We start from the raw sequence: 16077 nt of genomic DNA on the forward strand, positions 1-16077 counted from the left end.
CGAATTTCATTTTTAAAGTAATGACTCTAAAAGTAGAATCACGCCACTAAATACTTATGATTCAGCGAACATAATAATGAAAATGAATAAGACCCTTCAATCTACTGCAGTGGCAGTTGGACTACTTTCGACTTCTACCGTTACTCACGCGGCAGGCTTTCAACTAGCAGAATACTCAGCAACAGGCCTAGGCCGTGCATACGCTGGTGAGGCTGCAATGGCGGACGGTGCAGATGCTCAATGGCGTAACCCTGCAATGCTAACTTACCTAGAAGGTACACAAGTTTCTGTTGGTGGTATTTACGTTAACCCTAACATTGATGTTAAAGGTGAAGTAAACCACGCTCACCCAGCGTTAGGTACAAGCCAAGCATCTTCAAACGATTTCGCAGATGACGCTATTATCCCGAATCTTTACATTTCTCACCGTTACAACGAAAAGTTTGCTATCGGTTTTGCATTTGGCACGAATTACGGAATGGAAACGAATTTAGGTGACGACTTCAACGCATCTCATTTCGGTAACGAAGCAAGCGTAATCACTAAAGAAGCTAACTTAAACTTCGCTTATCAAGTTGTTGAGCAAGTAAGCATTGGTGGCGGTATCCGTTACGTTATGGGTGAAGGCAGCTTCGGTGCAACAGCACCAGCGAAAAATGCAATTGGTCTAGATTCAAACCAAATGCCGATCTCAGCTCCAGAAGGCACTACACTGAAATATATGGAAGGTGAAGACACCGCTTGGGGTTGGCAAGTAGGTACAGCGTGGCAGATCAACGAAGACCACCGTATCGGTTTTGCCTACAAGTCTGAGGTTGAGCTGAAGTTAGAAGGTCACGCAGAAGGCATCGGCTTTGGCATGACACCTGGTCAACGTGACAATGGACATATGATGTTAGCACTTCCTGCAACAGCAGAGCTTGCAAGTTTCCATCAACTCACTAAAGCACTTGCAATCCATGCTAGTTTTAATTGGACTGACTGGAGTTCTTTCGAAAAATTGCAAGCTGAGCTAGATACATATGGTAGCCATACAGTTAAGGTTGAGAATTGGGAAGATAACTATCGCTTTGCTGTAGGCGCAACTTACCAAATTGACCCTAAACTGGCACTACGTACAGGTGTGGCTTACGATACTTCTGCAGTTAGCGATAAAAACCGTACTATCACTATTCCAGAAACTGACCGCACATGGTTAAGTGTTGGTGCTGGTTACCAATGGTCTGAACAGCTTTCATTGGATGCTGGCTTTACTTACATCATTGCTAAAGATGCTCCCATCACAGAATCTCGCGGTTACGCATCTGACGATGCAGCCGAAGCTGTTGGCGGCCAATTTATTGGTACAACAACGGGTAATGTTTGGCTAGTTGGTGTACAAGCTGACTACCACTTCTAATCTGTTTTACTTAATCTAAAGTAACAAGCATTAAAAAGGCTCGATGTTGTATCAACATCGAGCCTTTCTTTTGTCGATTTTCTAAAACGTATTTCTAGTAATCTTCTAGATAACCATCAATGAAGTCTTCTTCTTCGAGATCAAACTCTTCAGGTTCAATTTCGGCTTTAAAGTCACGACGTTGAATGTAGACCTCACGAGTCAAAGCATATGGATCTGGCGAGTCGTCCAATAGTGATTCTTGTGACACTAACTGAGCGCGAGTCTCCATACCTTCAAATGCCCACTTACCTAAGCTAGCCCAAAAGTTCAAAAACGATAGAGGGACATACAAACCATCGACGGTTTCAGTGACTTCACGCGTCGTTAGTGGACCATAACCCGGCACCATAAAATACGGACCATTACCTACCCCGTAATGACCAATCGCATCAGAAAATGATTTGTCGTCGTACTTGGTGATCCCTGCTTCGCTGGCAATATCGATTAAGCCTAACAAACCAATCGTTGAGTTAATCCAAAAACGATTAAAATGGTCGAGTGCTTTTTCACCATTGCCCATAATGAGGTTGTTCACCATACTTGATGGCTCGTCTAAGTTGGCTAGAAAATTGGAAATGCCAGAACGTATTGGCACAGGAGTATAGTCAACATAAGCGAGAGAAACAGGGCGAACCAAATAAGGATCTAGATATTCGTAGTTGATATCCCACATCGCTCTGTTGAAGCCTTCAAAAGGATCGTTCGGGTGGGACTCTTCGACGTATTCAGAGGTTTCGAAGTTATCATCGTTAACGCTTTCGTCCGGCGCGCTAGAGCAACCCACCGTTAAGCTTGCGATAAATAATAAACTCGAGAGTCTTAAAACACTGATAGACATATCACCTTTTCCATAAGGAATAATAAAAAAGGCCAGCAATCGCTGGCCTCAATTGTTTGCGTAAGTCTATACCGTTTATCGCAAAATCGGAATAGCTAACACCTATGCAAACTGATGATTAATATTGCTTATTGATGTTGATAGTCACTGGAGCACCCAGTTCAACCACTTCACTTTCACCGTACCAATCACCATCGCGAGTTGAAACGTTGCCATCTGTATCAAGCCTAGCTCGAACCATCAGAGTTTCAAGGCTAGACAGCTTCAGACCTTCCATCATGCTATTGCCGTCATCGAGCACAACAGTACGAGGGAAAGTACCCAATGGGTAACGAGCCGCAGCGATAGGCATTGGTGAGCCATCAGCTCTGTGTACTGAAACAACCAACACAGACCTAGGGTCAGCGTTCACATCAGCGGCCAATTCAAGCGTTACTGCAACACTTTTACCTTGGTCAACACCCATGGTGTCGCCCATTTTCTTCTGAGCACTTTCAATACTGCGTGACAACATTTCGTAACGGCTATCTTGTGGACCAATCATCTGCTGCATGATGCTCCAGTACTTAACAGCACCAGGATAATCTTGACGTTCAAACGAATCGAACGCTAGCAAAGAGAATACTCGAAGGTCTACATAATCGTTTTGAATCAAACGGCTCAAAATCAGACGAGCTTGGTTTTGATCGGCTTCATCTGGTGAAAGCATCAATGCCTGTGCGAAACCTAGTTGAACATCTTCATTCTTAGGTTCAAGTTTGTAAGCTCTTTCCATAGAATCTTTTGCCGTTTCAGCATCACGGTTTGCGAGCGCAATACGACCAAGCAACAACCAACCCGTTGAATCTTTTGGTTGATAGTGAAGTCGAGTACGAAGTGCTAAAGTCAAATCTTCAAGCTCATCATCCGTTAACGCACCACCTTCCGATGACATCAACTTTTTAGACAACTCGGGAAGATTCGAGCTCACTTCTTGCCAGTGTTGAACCTTATCTAATGCACCGAACTGAAAGTACATGCCATAAGTCACAACCAGAACCAGAATCACAGAGGGTACTACCACACCAACCGTAGAGATTTGTGTTTTTGCCGTATCTTTCTGTGTTGGAACATCATCAAGTAGAGACTGCTTTAGATCTGCGATCAACTCTTGCTGGTTGTCAACAAGGCCTTCTTCCGCTTCTACTTCTAGTTCAACTAAGCGATCTTTATAGAACGCTTTATTCAACTCATCGCGAAGCATTTCATCATTGTTGGCCTTCTTATTAATGAACGGCAGAACAATAAGCAAAATCGCCGCTAATGAAAGGACAACTGTAGAAATCCAAAATAGAGTCATTACTTCTTATCTCCGTCGTTCTCTTCGTCGAGTAACGCTTTTAAGCGAGCTTCTTTGTCTGCATCCCAGTCTTTATCTGACTCTACTGCTTTCGACTTTGACTTTCTGCTTCGTAAAATGATCAAACCGAATCCAAACACAACAACCGAAAATGGGCCGACCCAAAGAATCGATGTTGCTAGCGTCAATGGCGGGTTGTAAGTCACAAAATTACCATAGCGCGCAATCATGTAATCAATGATGTCTTGCTTCGATTTGCCGTCTTTCGTCATCTCATACACTTTTTGACGCAAATCGACCGCAAGTTCTGCGTTCGAATCACCAATCGTGTTGTTTTGACATTTCGGACAACGAAGCGTGTTACTCAACTCTTTGAACTGTTGTTCTTGGTCAACCGTATCAAATTCATGAAATTCGATAGGAGCTGCTGTTACCGACGCAGATATAGCAAAAGTGGCGAACAACGCTACAAGTGTCTGTTTAATCATTTCGCCTCCTCCAATAACTCTTGGTACATCGGTTGAAGTGTCGCTGCCCAGTTTGTTGGATTAACATCACCAACGTGGCGGTAACGAACAACACCGTTAGCGTCAATTAGGAAGGTCTCAGGAGCGCCATAAACACCAAGATCGAGGCCTAGCATGCCATTGCCATCAAATAAACTGATCAGGTAAGGGTTACCTAACTCTTTTAACCAACCTACCGCTTTGTTGCGATCATCCTTGTAGTTAAGACCAATGATCTTAACGCCTTGGTCAGACAGCTTGTTCAGATAAGAGTGCTCTGCATAACAAGTAGGGCACCAAGTGGCCCACACATTAAGAAGCAGTGGCTCACCTTTGAAAATCGCTTGATCATGAAACTTACCAGGTTGTTCCAAATCTTCTAAACCAAACTCAGGAACAGGCTTACCGATCAATACTGATTCAAGCTTAGTCGGGTCATCGCCTGACTGGTTGCGCATTAATTGCGTTGCAAAGATTCCAGCGAGAACCATAAACGCGATCAAGGGAATGAATAAAATCTTCTTGCTCATTCGAATTAAGCCTCCTGCTCTTGAGCCGACTTTTTCGTTGGCTTACGGAAACGGTAACGACGGTCACTGATAGCGATCACACCACCAATCGCCATGATCAGCGAACCTGCCCAAATCCAACGTACAAATGGTTTGTAGTAAATACGAACAGCCCACGACTTGTTATCGTCTAAACGCTCACCCATTGCGATATAAAGGTCACGTGTTACGCCACGGTCAATCGCTGCTTCTGTCATCATAGACTTAGCTGTGGTGTAGAAACGTTTTTCAGCGTGAAGCGTGTTGATGTACTTGCCTTCTTTGGTAATTTCAAAATCAGCAATATAGCCATCGTAGTTAGGACCATCTTTGTCACGAACGCCTGTGAATAGGAAGTCGTATTCTTCAAGTTGGTAGCTTTCACCTGGCGCCAGACGTACATCTCGTTCGATGCTGTAGTTTTGCACCATCGCGATACCAATCACTGTCACGGCTAAACCAATGTGACCACACATCATTGCCCAGTGGCTACGAGGTAGCTTAGTTAGACCTTTCAGGAATGTGTGACGGTGAGTCGCACGTTCATACAGCTCAAAACCGTGCATGAAGATAATCCAGAATGCCATTACCCAACCAGCAAAGGCAGTACCACTGAAGCGGTCAGCCAATAAAGCAACTATTAGTGCGCTCAAGCCAAGTGAAAATGCACCAGAAACCAGCATAGGTTTAACGAGCTTTGACAGGTTGTCTCGTTTCCAGCGGATCAGTGGGCCGATGCCTAAAAGGAAAGAGAACGGAATCATTAACCAGAAGAACAACATGTCAAAGAACGGAGCACCGATAGATACTGAGCCTAAGCCTAGCTGTTTGTGAACTAATGGTAGTAGCGTACCGACTAACACAACGACAAGCGCTGCAATCAATAAGATGTTGTTGCCAAGTAGCGCGTTTTCACGAGAAACCAGATCGAAGTTACCGCGAACGCGAACGGATGCGCCTTTAACAGCAAACAACAGCAGTGAACCGCCGATAACAAAGACTAGGAAACCTAAAATAAACATACCACGAGCAGGATCTGACGCGAATGCGTGAACAGAAACCAAAATGCCCGAACGAACTAAGAATGTACCTAGTAAGCTTAGTGAGAATGCAGAGATAGCCAGTAACACTGTCCAAGCTTTAAATGTGCCACGCTTTTCTGTTACCGCTAGCGAATGCATCAATGCAGTACCAGCCAACCAAGGCATAAATGAAGCGTTTTCTACTGGATCCCAGAACCACCAGCCACCCCAGCCAAGTTCGTAGTAAGCCCACCATGAACCTAGTGCGATACCTACCGTTAGGAACAACCATGCGGCAATTGTCCAAGGGCGCGACCAACGAGCCCATGCCGTATCTAAACGACCGCTCATTAGAGAAGCAATTGCAAAAGAGAACGCTACAGAGAAACCTACATAACCCATATAAAGCATTGGCGGGTGAATAATCAAACCCGGATCTTGCAATAACGGGTTCAAATCACGACCGTCGACAGGGAAGAAAGGCAATGTACGTAGGAACGGGTTAGACGTTACGATAATGAACAGCAAGAAGCCGACCGTTATCAAGCCCATGATAGCCAGTACGCGAGCCACAGACTCTTGAGGCATACCACGGCTAAACGTCGCTACTGCTACCGTCCAACCTGCTTGAATAAGAACCCAAAGCAGTAACGAACCTTCGTGAGCGCCCCAAACGGCAGTAATACGATAGTACCAAGGCAGTTGGCTATTCGAGTTACTTGCTACGTATTGGATTGTAAAATCATTGGTGTAAAACGCGTAACACAGGATAAAGAACGAAATCGCTAAGAATCCGAACATGCCCCACGACAACGGTCGTGCGCTATTCATTAATAATGTGTTATTTCGAGCGGCTCCATACAATGGGAGCACGCTGAGCAGCAATGCAAGTCCCAAGGACAGGATCATCGCAAAATGGCCGATCTCGGCTATCATTGAGCATTTCCTTCTTTTTGTTCAGTCGTGTATTGCAAAGGCTCATGGGTTTTCTTCATTGCTTCTGCAACTTCAGAAGGCATGTACTCTTCATCATGCTTTGCCAATACCTCGAACGCTTCAATTGTCGTCGCGTCTTTAAGGACACCTTGAGCAACAATACCTTGGCCTTCACGGAAAAGGTCAGGAAGGATGCCATCGTATAATATTGTTACTTTAGGGCCGACATCAGCCAAATCGAAGCTTACACGCAATGATTCATTGTCACGGCTTACAGAGCCAACTACGACCATTCCACCAATGCGTAGACGTTGACCCACTTCTGGTTTTTTACCATCTTTTCCGTTAACCAGCTCAGTTGGTGTATAGAACAGATCCATGTTCTGGTTAAGTGCGTAAACCATCAATCCAACAGTCGCACTGATACCAAAAAAGATCGCTAAGATAATGCCTAGCCTCTTTTTACGTCTTGGGTTCATAGAGTGTTCTCCATATTTTTTGCTGCATCGATACGAGCTTGACGATCAATCTTAGCTTGTACTTCACTAAGTAATTGCTTACCACTACGAACGCTTACCACCAGTAAGACGATCATCGCGAGGAAAGTGATTCCAAATGCACTCCATACATATGAGGCGTAGCCACCCATGGCAAAGAAATCACTCAAAGATTCAAAATACATAATTACCTACCCTACTACGCTTTTTCAGCCGCAAGTTTGCGAACCCATGGACGGTGACTTTCTTTGCTTAGGATTTCGTTTCTGAAACGAACCATCGTCACAGCACCAAAGAAAAAAGCGAAGCCGAAGATGTTGAGAAGAAGCGGCCATAGCATGTCACTAGAAATAGAAGGTTTGTCGAACTTGGTGATCGTCGCACCTTGGTGAAGCGTGTTCCACCACTCTACTGAAAAATGAATAATAGGTAGGTTGATGACACCCACGATAGCCAAAATGCCTGCCGCTTTTGCCGCCGTTTTTTGGTCATCAAAAGCATGGTGTAGAGCAATCACACCCAAGTATAGGAATAGAAGAATCAGCTCAGAGGTCAAACGAGCATCCCAAACCCACCAAGCGCCCCACATTGGTTTACCCCAAACCGCACCCGTTAACAATGCAATGAAGGTAAATACAGCACCAATCGGCGCCATCGCCAATGCGGCCATGTCAGATAGCCTTACCTGCCATACCAAGCCGATGAAGGCAGCTATCGCCATAGACATGTACACGCCCATTGACCAAATTGCAGACGGAACATGGATGTAGATAATTCGGAAACTATCGCCTTGTTGGTAATCTGAAGGCGCAAATGCTAGCCCCCATACAGTACCAGCGGATAGACACAATAGCGCTAGGATCGAAAACCACGGCAGAAGTTTACCAGCAAGCTGATATGAGGTTTCTGCTTTGGCGTAGGGATGGAGCCATTTCCACATGTTGTAATCTCACTCTTACTTCATATTGCTTACAGCTATTAAAGCTATAATTATAATAATTTATTATCTTGCTTTCAGTTTTGCTGACTCTATGAGTCCAATAGTAACTTTTGGTTCACATTAGCTATACGATAACGGCATCGTTATCAGTTCACACTCACTCTAAGTGCGGCACTGATCGCAAAAGGAGTCAAAGTCATCGCACCCATCAACATCGCCCCAAGCACCGCTAATTGACCGTTATACGCAACGCCCAGTGCTGCCGCATCAATCGCTGATGTTGCAAATATAAGAATTGGGATATACAACGGCAAAATAAGCAGACTTAAAAGCACACCGCCTTTTTGTAGTCCTACCGTTAAAGCCACACCAATCGCACCGATAAAGCTCAATGCTGGTGCACCAACCAATAACGTTAACACAACCGATAACCAAGTATCGAAATCTAAAGACAGCAATACAGCCAACAAGGGGCTGATCAAAATTAATGGTAACCCGGTCAATAACCAGTGCGCTATGACCTTGGACAAGACTACCAACTGCAACGGGATGGACATCAGCATCATCTGCTCAAGGGCACCATCTTGAAAATCGTCGCGAAATAGGCGTTCTAAAGAGAGCAACGCAGAAAGCAGCGCAGCCACCCAAACAATACCTGCGGCAATACGCGCAAGTAAGTTTGGCTCAGGGCCAATACTTAAAGGAAAAAGGGTAATAACAATAATGAAGAACCACAGAGGGTTAAAAATATCCGCTTGACGTCGAAACGCAATCAGCAGTTCACGTCGAATAATAGTGGTCATTGAAGAGATCATATTAATCACCCAACTTTATTTTTCTTAGTTTCGGGCTATCAGCAAACATATCTTGGTGGGTAGTTAACAACACAATACCACCGTTATCTGCATGCTGAGAAAATAGAGATTCCAGAACTTTTACGCCCTGCTTATCGATCGCAGTCAGCGGTTCGTCTAAAATCCACAACATTTGCTTACTCAACCAAAGGCGTGCCAGTGCCACACGGCGCTGTTGACCCGCAGAAAGTTGACCTGCGGGCACATCCTCTCGACCAGCAAGGCCGACTTGAGCTAACGCGTGGTAAAGCTCTTCCTTCGTCGTTCCACCGCTGTGAATCGATTGATAAAAGCTTAGATTTTCATAAGCGCTTAACTCGCGTTTAACGCCAGTTTGATGCCCAAGAAAGAGTAAATTTTGATGATACGTGTCTCGACTCGATTCAATGGATTCACCATCCCAAGAAATAGTGCCTTCATCTCGGTCGCCTAAGCCAGTAATAATCCTAAGGAGTGTCGTTTTCCCGGTACCGTTTCGACCTTCAACTTGAACCAGTTCACCTGGTTTCAATTGAAAAGACAACGATTCAAACAGAACCCTGTCGTCACGAATAGCAGTTAAATTTGAGACTTCTAGCATAGGTAAATTTAGTCGAGTAATGAGAGCGCTATAGTAGCACACCAACATGGTGACAAAACAGGACTAGGCGTTTTCGTGAGAACAAACTCCGTAAGAAACTGTTACCATCGCATCACAATTTACACATTTTTATCAACAAACGAGATATTGTCGTATATACAAGCACTTATAAACATCGTTCTATATAAGAAAAGCAGATACAAAAAAAGAAGCCGAAGCTTCTTTTAAGAGGAATGCGTGACAAATATCGGGCATTCGAGCCACTATAAACACTCAATTTAACGACGTCGAGGTGGGTCTCTTCGTTCACGAGAAGCGGCCGGTTGTCCATCTAGCGATGAAGGATTACTTCTTAACGAAGGAATTTTCTCTTTACCTGCGAGCTTATTCTGCAAAGACATCATGAGCTCAGCTTCCGCTTTCGGCAGTTCACACTCTTCAATTAGTTCGTTAATTCCAGCGCCCAGTTGAACCATTTTCGTTGCACGAGTGTACAAGCGTCCATCGGTATCAGCATGTTCCAGCTCAACAATACGTTCATTCAAGTGCTTAATCAGATCTTGCTGCTCAGTCACTTTTTGACCAAGCCCAACCACGACAGAGCGAACCTCAAGTAATTGCTTACTCGATTTTTGAAGCTCTTTATCCAAATTTCGAATTTGCAGACGTGATTGATCGAGCTGTTTTTGAATCGCACGTTTTACTTTGCTAATCAAAATTACGATGAATAACGTAAAAACCCCAACTCCCGCTATCAGAGCAACAGGGCTTATAGGAAGCGCTTCAAACATTACAGATGAGCCATCTCATCCCATTCGTCTTCGCTTAGTAGTTTGTTTAGATCTACTAAGATAAGCAGCTTGCCATCACGGTTACTAACACCTTGGATGAACTTAGCGCTTTCATCAGTACCAACACTTGGTGTCGTATCGATCTCAGAAGAACGTAAGTAAACCACTTCAGCAACGCTATCAACGAGAATACCGATAACTTGGCGTTCAGACTCAATAACGATGATACGAGTGTTATCTGTGATTTCACCTTGCATCAAACCAAAGCGAGAACGAGTGTCGATAACAGTAACAACATTACCACGCAGGTTGATAATACCTAGAACGTAGTCTGGAGCACCCGGTACTGGAGCAATTTCGCTGTAACGCAGTACTTCACGTACTTGCATTACATTGATGCCGTAAGTTTCTTCTTCTAGCTGAAATGTCACCCATTGAAGTACTTCATCATTCGTTTGATCTTTTCTTACTTCAACTTCACTCATATGAGACATAGATAATCCTCTTGCCGTCGTTACCGACCACTATTATTAACTTGATATGTTTTATTAGCTTAATGCTTTTACATCTAGCCCTGCGTTTAGCATGGCGATTAATGCTTCAACATGGATCAAAGCACACATTTTTTCTTTTACCATACCGGCGAGCCATGGACGTTTCCCTGCCATTTCTCGCCAACGTACTTTATCTGTATTAAGTAACTCTGTGCCCTTTAGCTCGGTGCCCGCGAGGCCCCACAAGCTTTCTCCAAGCATGACTATATATTGATAGTTTTCTTTGTATTCGTCACCCGATAGTTTCTCGGACATCACCCATTTTGCGGTATCGACCACATCTAGTTGGCTATCGCGGTTAGTTTGTAAACCTAAATACCAAGCTGGCTTACCAATGATATGACTTAACTCTTCAAGGCGGTGAATGCCACCTAACTCATCAAGTGGTACCGCAAAGGTCACGCCGTTTACATCAAAATACAAGACTTGGAAATCTTCAGTTCGAACTGTGCTTTCCCAAGAAGTAAACTGGTCAGCTCCTCCAACTTGAGTTTCAGGTTCAATAACTGTCTCAATATCAGGTTCTTGAACTTCGACTTCAGGAGCTTCAACCTCTATCTCGGAATATTCTATTTTCGCTTCTGTTTGTTCAGTTTCTAGCAATTCATCTTCAGCTTGCTGCAATTCGATTTGAGGTTCTGCAACAATGGATAACTCTGGTTCTGGCAAGTTCCAGTCTTGAATTTCAGGTTCAGTAAATACTTGAACAGATTCTACAGCGGCATCGAACATTGGCATGTCGGCTTGCTGAGCGATTTTCTGTGTATTCTGATCCATCAACTCATCAAGATTGAGGTCATCGACAATGTTAGTCGCCTCTAGACGGCTCAGTAGTTTCTGAACATCCTCAAGATTAGGAACCTCAAATTCAGCTGCACGTATTTCGGCATAGCTTGAGTAATGAGTCGCTAATTGACGCTCTGGCTCTGGCTCTGGCTCTGGCTCTGGCTCTGGCTCTGGCTCTGGCTCTGGCTCTGGCTCTTCAGATTGTGACTCATCATCACACTCGTCAACAAAAAGCTCGTCAGATTCAAAGTTTTCATCGCCTAGTAGCGCAGTAAAGTAATCATCCAATGCTTGTTCACTCGATAAGCTTGGACGCTCTACTGTTAGTTCTTTATTCGCGCTCATTTATCGCCAGCCTTTCGAGATAAATAAGCAGCTGTTTATAAGCAAATACACCACGGCTACCCGATGCAAAATGAGATGCAGGCAAGCGTTTTAAGCTCGCATCTCGAAACTTAGTATCAATAGGAACAGCAGATGTCCAAACTTGATTTGGATAATCGTCTTTAAGCTGAGTTAATGTTTGCAATGATGCTTTGGTTCGCTTGTCGTACATCGTTGGGACTATTGTCACCTTAAACGGTGTTTTACGTGACTTCTGCATGATAGCTAAAGTTCGAATCATACGCTCCAAGCCCTTCATTGCTAAGAACTCAGTCTGTACCGGGATTAAGATACGATCGCTGCCAGCCAATGCGTTAACCATCATCACACCTAGAATTGGCGGACAATCGATTAGCACATAATCATAGTCATCTTTTAGCGCAGCTAAAGCACGCTTCAAGATAAGCCCCATACCACTGCGATTACCCATAACACGATCGAGTGTCGCCAATGACATATGTGCAGGAATAATATCGATACCTTCGACTTCCGTTTGCAAAATCAAAGGTCTTACTGTCTGCGCCGTAAACTCTCGCAATTGAAATAGATCAAACAAGCTCGACTCCACGTTATCTGAGTCGTAACCCAGATACGTGGTTAGTGATGCATGCGGGTCAGTATCAACCAACAATACTCGGTGCCCTTTTAAAGCAAGTAAGCCTGCTAAGGTCACTGTTGTGGTTGTTTTGCCAACACCACCTTTTTGGTTTGCAACACTCCAAACAATCATTTCGATTTACCTAAGCTAACCCAACTTCAACCAAGATCCTTTCCGCAATGCGGTCTAGAGGGAGGTCTTCAGTAGAAATGCCAGCTTTTGCTACAGCTTGAGGCATACCATATACAACACAGCTATCTTCGTCTTGTGCCCAAATTGTCGAGCCCGCAGTTTTCAACATACGCGAACCTTCTCGACCATCTGCGCCCATACCGGTCAGGATCATAGACAAGACTTTGTCGCCGTAGATCTTCGCAGCAGAACCGAAAGTAACATCCACACATGGTTTGTAGTTCATACGGTCGCCGCCATCAATAATTCTTAAGCGTGCAGACCCAGCGCGGCCATCAACCATCATCTGCTTGCCGCCAGGAGCAAGATAAGCCACTCCAGGTTTCAACACATCTCCGTCTTGCGCTTCGCGAACTTCAATCTTACACAAGGTATTCAATCGGCTGGCAAATGCAGCGGTAAAAGTTGCTGGCATATGCTGAACTAACACAATTGGGTGTGGATAGTGTGCTGGAATACGCGTCAAAATTTTCTGTAGTGCAACAGGGCCACCAGTAGACGTACCAATTGCCGTCAATTGATACTTTTTACCAGAAGCTCTGAATTTCGCTGTCGATGCAGCCACTGGTTTCACTGTCGAAGCTGCGGCTGAAATCGGTTGGCGCAATGGTGTCGAAGTTGTTGCTGGTGTAGTTGTAGCTCGTGGCGCAATAGGAGCACGGCGCATAAACGCACGTTTTGCTGCAATCTGAATCACACGTTGTTGAAGTAATGCAACAGCATCATCACGGTTACGTGCGATGTCTTCAAACTTCTTAGGTAGGAAGTCTAGAGCACCTGCGTCTAACGCATCTAACGTTGCTCTCGCTCCATCATGCGTCAACGAAGAGAACATCAAAATAGGCGTTGGAGACGCTGCCATGATTTCACGAACGGCAGTTATGCCGTCCATGACAGGCATTTCGATGTCCATCGTGATTACGTCAGGTCTTAGCTGTTTCGCTTTCTCAACCGCTTCTTTACCGTTTACTGCTACATCAATGACTTCTAGGCGAGCCTCTGAGTTGATGATCTCGCTAACGCGACGACGAAAGAAACTCGAATCATCAACGACTAATACTTTAATCGCCATATTTATCCTTAAATTAAATTCTTGACGCAGCTGCGTACTGCTTTAGCAAGTCCGGCACATCTAGAATCAATGCAATGTGTCCGTCACTTGTAATTGTCGCGCCTGCCATTCCTGGCGTGCCTTGCAGTAGTTTATCAAGTGGCTTGATCACTACTTCTTCTTGACCGATAAGCGTATCGACAACGAAACCAACACGTTGGCTACCAAGTTGTACAATAACAACATGGCCATGTCCTTTACGCAGTTCAACAATACCTGCTTTAGGTGCGAGCCAATTTTGCAAGTAGAACAACGGAATAGACTTATCACGAACGATGATAGTCAGTTGACCATCAACCACGTTTGTACGGCTTAAATCTAGGTGGAAGATCTCATTTACAGAAGCCAGCGGCAATGCAAATGGGTGACCCGCAACACCGACCATCAAAGTTGGTAGAATCGCAAGCGTCAGTGGAACTTTGATCGTGATCTTAGTGCCTTGTCCCATCTCTGAGTCGATATCAATGGAGCCGTTCAGTGTGTTGATCGCTGTTTTCACAACGTCCATACCTACACCACGACCAGAGATATCAGAGATCTGCTCTTTGCTTGAGAAGCCTGGAGCAAAGATGAGGTTGAAACACTCTTTGTTTGATAAACGAGATGCAGCATCTTCATCCATCAGACCACGTTTAACCGCGATAGCGCGAAGCTTATCTGGGTCCATGCCGCCACCGTCATCAACGATAGCCAGTTCAATGTGATCACCTTCTTGAGAGGCAGACAGTATCACTTTACCCGTTTGTGATTTACCTGCAGCAACACGATCTTCCGGCATCTCAATACCGTGGTCGACAGAGTTTCTCACTAAGTGAATCAGGGGATCAGCAAGTGCTTCCACTAAGTTCTTATCAAGATCCGTTTCTTCGCCACGCATTTCAAGAACAATGTCTTTCTTCAAGCTACGAGCAAGGTCACGGACAACTCGTGGGAAGCGACCAAATACTTTCTTGATCGGCTGCATACGAGTCTTCATTACCGCACCTTGTAGGTCTGCGGTAACAACGTCTAAGTTAGAGACAGCTTTCGCCATTTCTTCATCGTTACTATTTAAGCCAAGGCTAACAAGTCGGTTACGAACCAACACCAGCTCACCCACCATGTTCATGATGGTATCAAGTGTTGATGTGTCTACACGTACTGTAGCATCAGCTTGTTGTTTCTTCGCTGGCGCTTTAACTTCAGTTTTCGCAGGTGCTGCTTTCACAGCAACGGGTGCAGATGGCTGATGCTTAGGAGCCGCTTGTGGTGCTGGTGCGATAGGCTCGGGCTTGACTGCTGCTGGCTTCGTTGCTGCGTCCAGTTCTTCAAGAGTCGGACCATTACCTGAACCATGTAACTGATCAAGTAACTTCTCGAACTCTTCGTCAGTCATCAGATCATCGCCCTCAGACATCGCCGATACTGGTTCTGGAGAAGGTGCTGGCGGTGGCGGCGGTGTTGAACCTGCTGCTGTCGGGCTCTTACCCGCACCATGCAATTCATCTAATAACTTTTCAAATTCGTCATCAGTGATATCACCACTATCAGAAACTGGCTGAGGTGCGACTGGTGCTGGCGGCGGTGTTGGTGCTGAAGTTGCTGTCGGCGAACCACCTTTCCCATGAAGTTCATCAAGCAAGCGCTCAAACTCATCTTCAGAGATATCATCGACCGAAGATGCGCTGATGCTTGAGCTTTCAACAACAGGCTCTGGAGCCGCTGCTATAGGTTCAGGGATAACTGGAGCTGGAGCTTCTACTGGTGTAACTTCATCGGCGGACTGTGGTTTACAGAGACGATGAAGCTCATCCAATAACGCTTGATCAGCTGGCACTAAAGGCTCCTGATCTTGCACGGCTTGAAACTGTACATTTACTGTATCTAAAGCCTGTAGCATTGTATCCATCAAACCTGAGGTTACACTGCGTTGGCCGTTTCTTAGAATGTCGAACACATTCTCAGCACCATGACAAGTATCCACCAGCTCAGTCAATGCTAGGAAACCAGCACCACCTTTTACTGTATGGAAACCACGGAAAATAGCATTTAATAGGTCTTTGTCGTCAGGGTTATTCTCAAGCTCTACCAGTTGTTCTGATAAAAGTTCAAGGATCTCTCCTGCTTCGACTAAAAAGTCCTGAAGAATATCTTCGTCTAAATCGTAGCTCATACGTTACC

17 protein-coding genes are annotated in these 16077 nt (G+C 44.9%); 1 reads left to right on the top strand and 16 read right to left on the bottom strand.

All coding sequences use genetic code 11. The features are described from left to right. The first annotated feature begins 76 nt into the window (after nt 1–76). Nucleotides 77–1399 carry an outer membrane protein transport protein gene (locus OCW38_RS10390; protein WP_065100449.1) on the top strand — a complete coding sequence of 441 codons (1323 nt, stop codon included), beginning with the start codon at nt 77–79 and terminating at the stop codon, nt 1397–1399. A gap of 94 nt (nt 1400–1493) precedes the next feature. On the opposite strand, the gene OCW38_RS10395 is transcribed toward OCW38_RS10390, so the two are convergent. The 16 genes from OCW38_RS10395 to OCW38_RS10470 form a co-directional block, all read right to left on the bottom strand. After that, nucleotides 1494–2279, bottom strand: coding sequence for an MlaA family lipoprotein (locus OCW38_RS10395; RefSeq protein WP_010439421.1), 786 nt, complete (start codon nt 2277–2279; stop codon nt 1494–1496). Between the two features lie 118 nt (nt 2280–2397). After that, the gene (ccmI, locus tag OCW38_RS10400) at nt 2398–3618 is read right to left on the bottom strand and encodes a c-type cytochrome biogenesis protein CcmI (protein ID WP_065100450.1); all 1221 of its coding nucleotides are present in this window, start codon (nt 3616–3618) and stop codon (nt 2398–2400) included. Further along, nucleotides 3618–4106 (bottom strand): cytochrome c-type biogenesis protein, encoded by a 489-nt coding sequence (locus tag OCW38_RS10405; protein WP_010439418.1) that lies wholly within the window; start codon nt 4104–4106, stop codon nt 3618–3620. The genes ccmI and OCW38_RS10405 overlap by 1 nt, the downstream gene beginning before the upstream one ends. Continuing rightward, nucleotides 4103–4654, bottom strand: a complete 552-nt coding sequence (locus OCW38_RS10410; RefSeq protein WP_010439416.1) for a DsbE family thiol:disulfide interchange protein — start codon at nt 4652–4654, stop codon at nt 4103–4105. Before OCW38_RS10410 ends, OCW38_RS10405 begins: the two co-directional genes overlap by 4 nt. A 5-nt stretch (nt 4655–4659) precedes the next feature. Beyond that, nucleotides 4660–6630, bottom strand: a complete 1971-nt coding sequence (locus tag OCW38_RS10415; protein ID WP_010439414.1) for a heme lyase CcmF/NrfE family subunit — start codon at nt 6628–6630, stop codon at nt 4660–4662. After that, complete coding sequence (gene ccmE, locus OCW38_RS10420; RefSeq protein ID WP_009848524.1) at nt 6627–7109, bottom strand: cytochrome c maturation protein CcmE; 483 nt, start codon at nt 7107–7109, stop codon at nt 6627–6629. The genes OCW38_RS10415 and ccmE overlap by 4 nt, the downstream gene beginning before the upstream one ends. Beyond that, entirely contained in the window at nt 7106–7312 is a 207-nt protein-coding gene (gene ccmD / locus OCW38_RS10425; protein WP_065100451.1) for a heme exporter protein CcmD, read from the bottom strand. Before ccmD ends, ccmE begins: the two co-directional genes overlap by 4 nt. Before the next feature lie 14 nt (nt 7313–7326). Beyond that, nucleotides 7327–8067: a heme ABC transporter permease gene (locus OCW38_RS10430; protein ID WP_010439410.1), complete on the bottom strand. Its 741-nt coding sequence runs from the start codon at nt 8065–8067 to the stop codon at nt 7327–7329. Nucleotides 8068–8213: 146 nt separating this feature from the next. Beyond that, the gene (gene ccmB, locus OCW38_RS10435) at nt 8214–8882 is read right to left on the bottom strand and encodes a heme exporter protein CcmB (RefSeq protein WP_261893973.1); all 669 of its coding nucleotides are present in this window, start codon (nt 8880–8882) and stop codon (nt 8214–8216) included. Nucleotide 8883: 1 nt separating this feature from the next. Continuing rightward, the gene (ccmA, locus tag OCW38_RS10440) at nt 8884–9501 is read right to left on the bottom strand and encodes a cytochrome c biogenesis heme-transporting ATPase CcmA (RefSeq protein WP_010439401.1); all 618 of its coding nucleotides are present in this window, start codon (nt 9499–9501) and stop codon (nt 8884–8886) included. Between the two features lie 278 nt (nt 9502–9779). Beyond that, nucleotides 9780–10292, bottom strand: a complete 513-nt coding sequence (locus OCW38_RS10445; RefSeq protein WP_010439397.1) for a DUF2802 domain-containing protein — start codon at nt 10290–10292, stop codon at nt 9780–9782. Then, nucleotides 10292–10786 carry a chemotaxis protein CheW gene (locus tag OCW38_RS10450; protein ID WP_009848530.1) on the bottom strand — a complete coding sequence of 165 codons (495 nt, stop codon included), beginning with the start codon at nt 10784–10786 and terminating at the stop codon, nt 10292–10294. The genes OCW38_RS10445 and OCW38_RS10450 overlap by 1 nt, the downstream gene beginning before the upstream one ends. Nucleotides 10787–10840: 54 nt before the next feature. Beyond that, nucleotides 10841–11977 carry a chemotaxis protein CheW gene (locus OCW38_RS10455; protein WP_065101235.1) on the bottom strand — a complete coding sequence of 379 codons (1137 nt, stop codon included), beginning with the start codon at nt 11975–11977 and terminating at the stop codon, nt 10841–10843. Further along, nucleotides 11964–12746 (bottom strand): ParA family protein, encoded by a 783-nt coding sequence (locus tag OCW38_RS10460; protein ID WP_010439391.1) that lies wholly within the window; start codon nt 12744–12746, stop codon nt 11964–11966. Before OCW38_RS10460 ends, OCW38_RS10455 begins: the two co-directional genes overlap by 14 nt. 10 nt (nt 12747–12756) lie before the next feature. Next, entirely contained in the window at nt 12757–13878 is a 1122-nt protein-coding gene (locus OCW38_RS10465; RefSeq protein ID WP_010439388.1) for a protein-glutamate methylesterase/protein-glutamine glutaminase, read from the bottom strand. Nucleotides 13879–13891: 13 nt separating this feature from the next. Continuing rightward, nucleotides 13892–16069 (bottom strand): chemotaxis protein CheA, encoded by a 2178-nt coding sequence (locus tag OCW38_RS10470; protein ID WP_016784725.1) that lies wholly within the window; start codon nt 16067–16069, stop codon nt 13892–13894. Between the last annotated feature and the right edge of the window lie 8 nt (nt 16070–16077).

The organism is Vibrio cyclitrophicus, from assembly GCF_024347435.1.
GTDB classification, from domain to species: domain Bacteria; phylum Pseudomonadota; class Gammaproteobacteria; order Enterobacterales; family Vibrionaceae; genus Vibrio; species Vibrio cyclitrophicus.

Bases quoted from the DNA above. Each gene is read 5' to 3' on its own strand.
- OCW38_RS10390 (WP_065100449.1), top strand. From the start codon at position 77: ATGAAAATGAATAAGACCCTTCAATCTACTGCAGTGGCAGTTGGACTA.
- OCW38_RS10395 (WP_010439421.1), bottom strand. From the start codon at position 2,279: ATGTCTATCAGTGTTTTAAGACTCTCGAGTTTATTATTTATCGCAAGC.
- ccmI (WP_065100450.1), bottom strand. From the start codon at position 3,618: ATGACTCTATTTTGGATTTCTACAGTTGTCCTTTCATTAGCGGCGATT.
- OCW38_RS10405 (WP_010439418.1), bottom strand. From the start codon at position 4,106: ATGATTAAACAGACACTTGTAGCGTTGTTCGCCACTTTTGCTATATCT.
- OCW38_RS10410 (WP_010439416.1), bottom strand. From the start codon at position 4,654: ATGAGCAAGAAGATTTTATTCATTCCCTTGATCGCGTTTATGGTTCTC.
- OCW38_RS10415 (WP_010439414.1), bottom strand. From the start codon at position 6,630: ATGATAGCCGAGATCGGCCATTTTGCGATGATCCTGTCCTTGGGACTT.
- ccmE (WP_009848524.1), bottom strand. From the start codon at position 7,109: ATGAACCCAAGACGTAAAAAGAGGCTAGGCATTATCTTAGCGATCTTT.
- ccmD (WP_065100451.1), bottom strand. From the start codon at position 7,312: ATGTATTTTGAATCTTTGAGTGATTTCTTTGCCATGGGTGGCTACGCC.
- OCW38_RS10430 (WP_010439410.1), bottom strand. From the start codon at position 8,067: ATGTGGAAATGGCTCCATCCCTACGCCAAAGCAGAAACCTCATATCAG.
- ccmB (WP_261893973.1), bottom strand. From the start codon at position 8,882: ATGATCTCTTCAATGACCACTATTATTCGACGTGAACTGCTGATTGCG.
- ccmA (WP_010439401.1), bottom strand. From the start codon at position 9,501: ATGCTAGAAGTCTCAAATTTAACTGCTATTCGTGACGACAGGGTTCTG.
- OCW38_RS10445 (WP_010439397.1), bottom strand. From the start codon at position 10,292: ATGTTTGAAGCGCTTCCTATAAGCCCTGTTGCTCTGATAGCGGGAGTT.
- OCW38_RS10450 (WP_009848530.1), bottom strand. From the start codon at position 10,786: ATGTCTCATATGAGTGAAGTTGAAGTAAGAAAAGATCAAACGAATGAT.
- OCW38_RS10455 (WP_065101235.1), bottom strand. From the start codon at position 11,977: ATGAGCGCGAATAAAGAACTAACAGTAGAGCGTCCAAGCTTATCGAGT.
- OCW38_RS10460 (WP_010439391.1), bottom strand. From the start codon at position 12,746: ATGATTGTTTGGAGTGTTGCAAACCAAAAAGGTGGTGTTGGCAAAACA.
- OCW38_RS10465 (WP_010439388.1), bottom strand. From the start codon at position 13,878: ATGGCGATTAAAGTATTAGTCGTTGATGATTCGAGTTTCTTTCGTCGT.
- OCW38_RS10470 (WP_016784725.1), bottom strand. From the start codon at position 16,069: ATGAGCTACGATTTAGACGAAGATATTCTTCAGGACTTTTTAGTCGAA.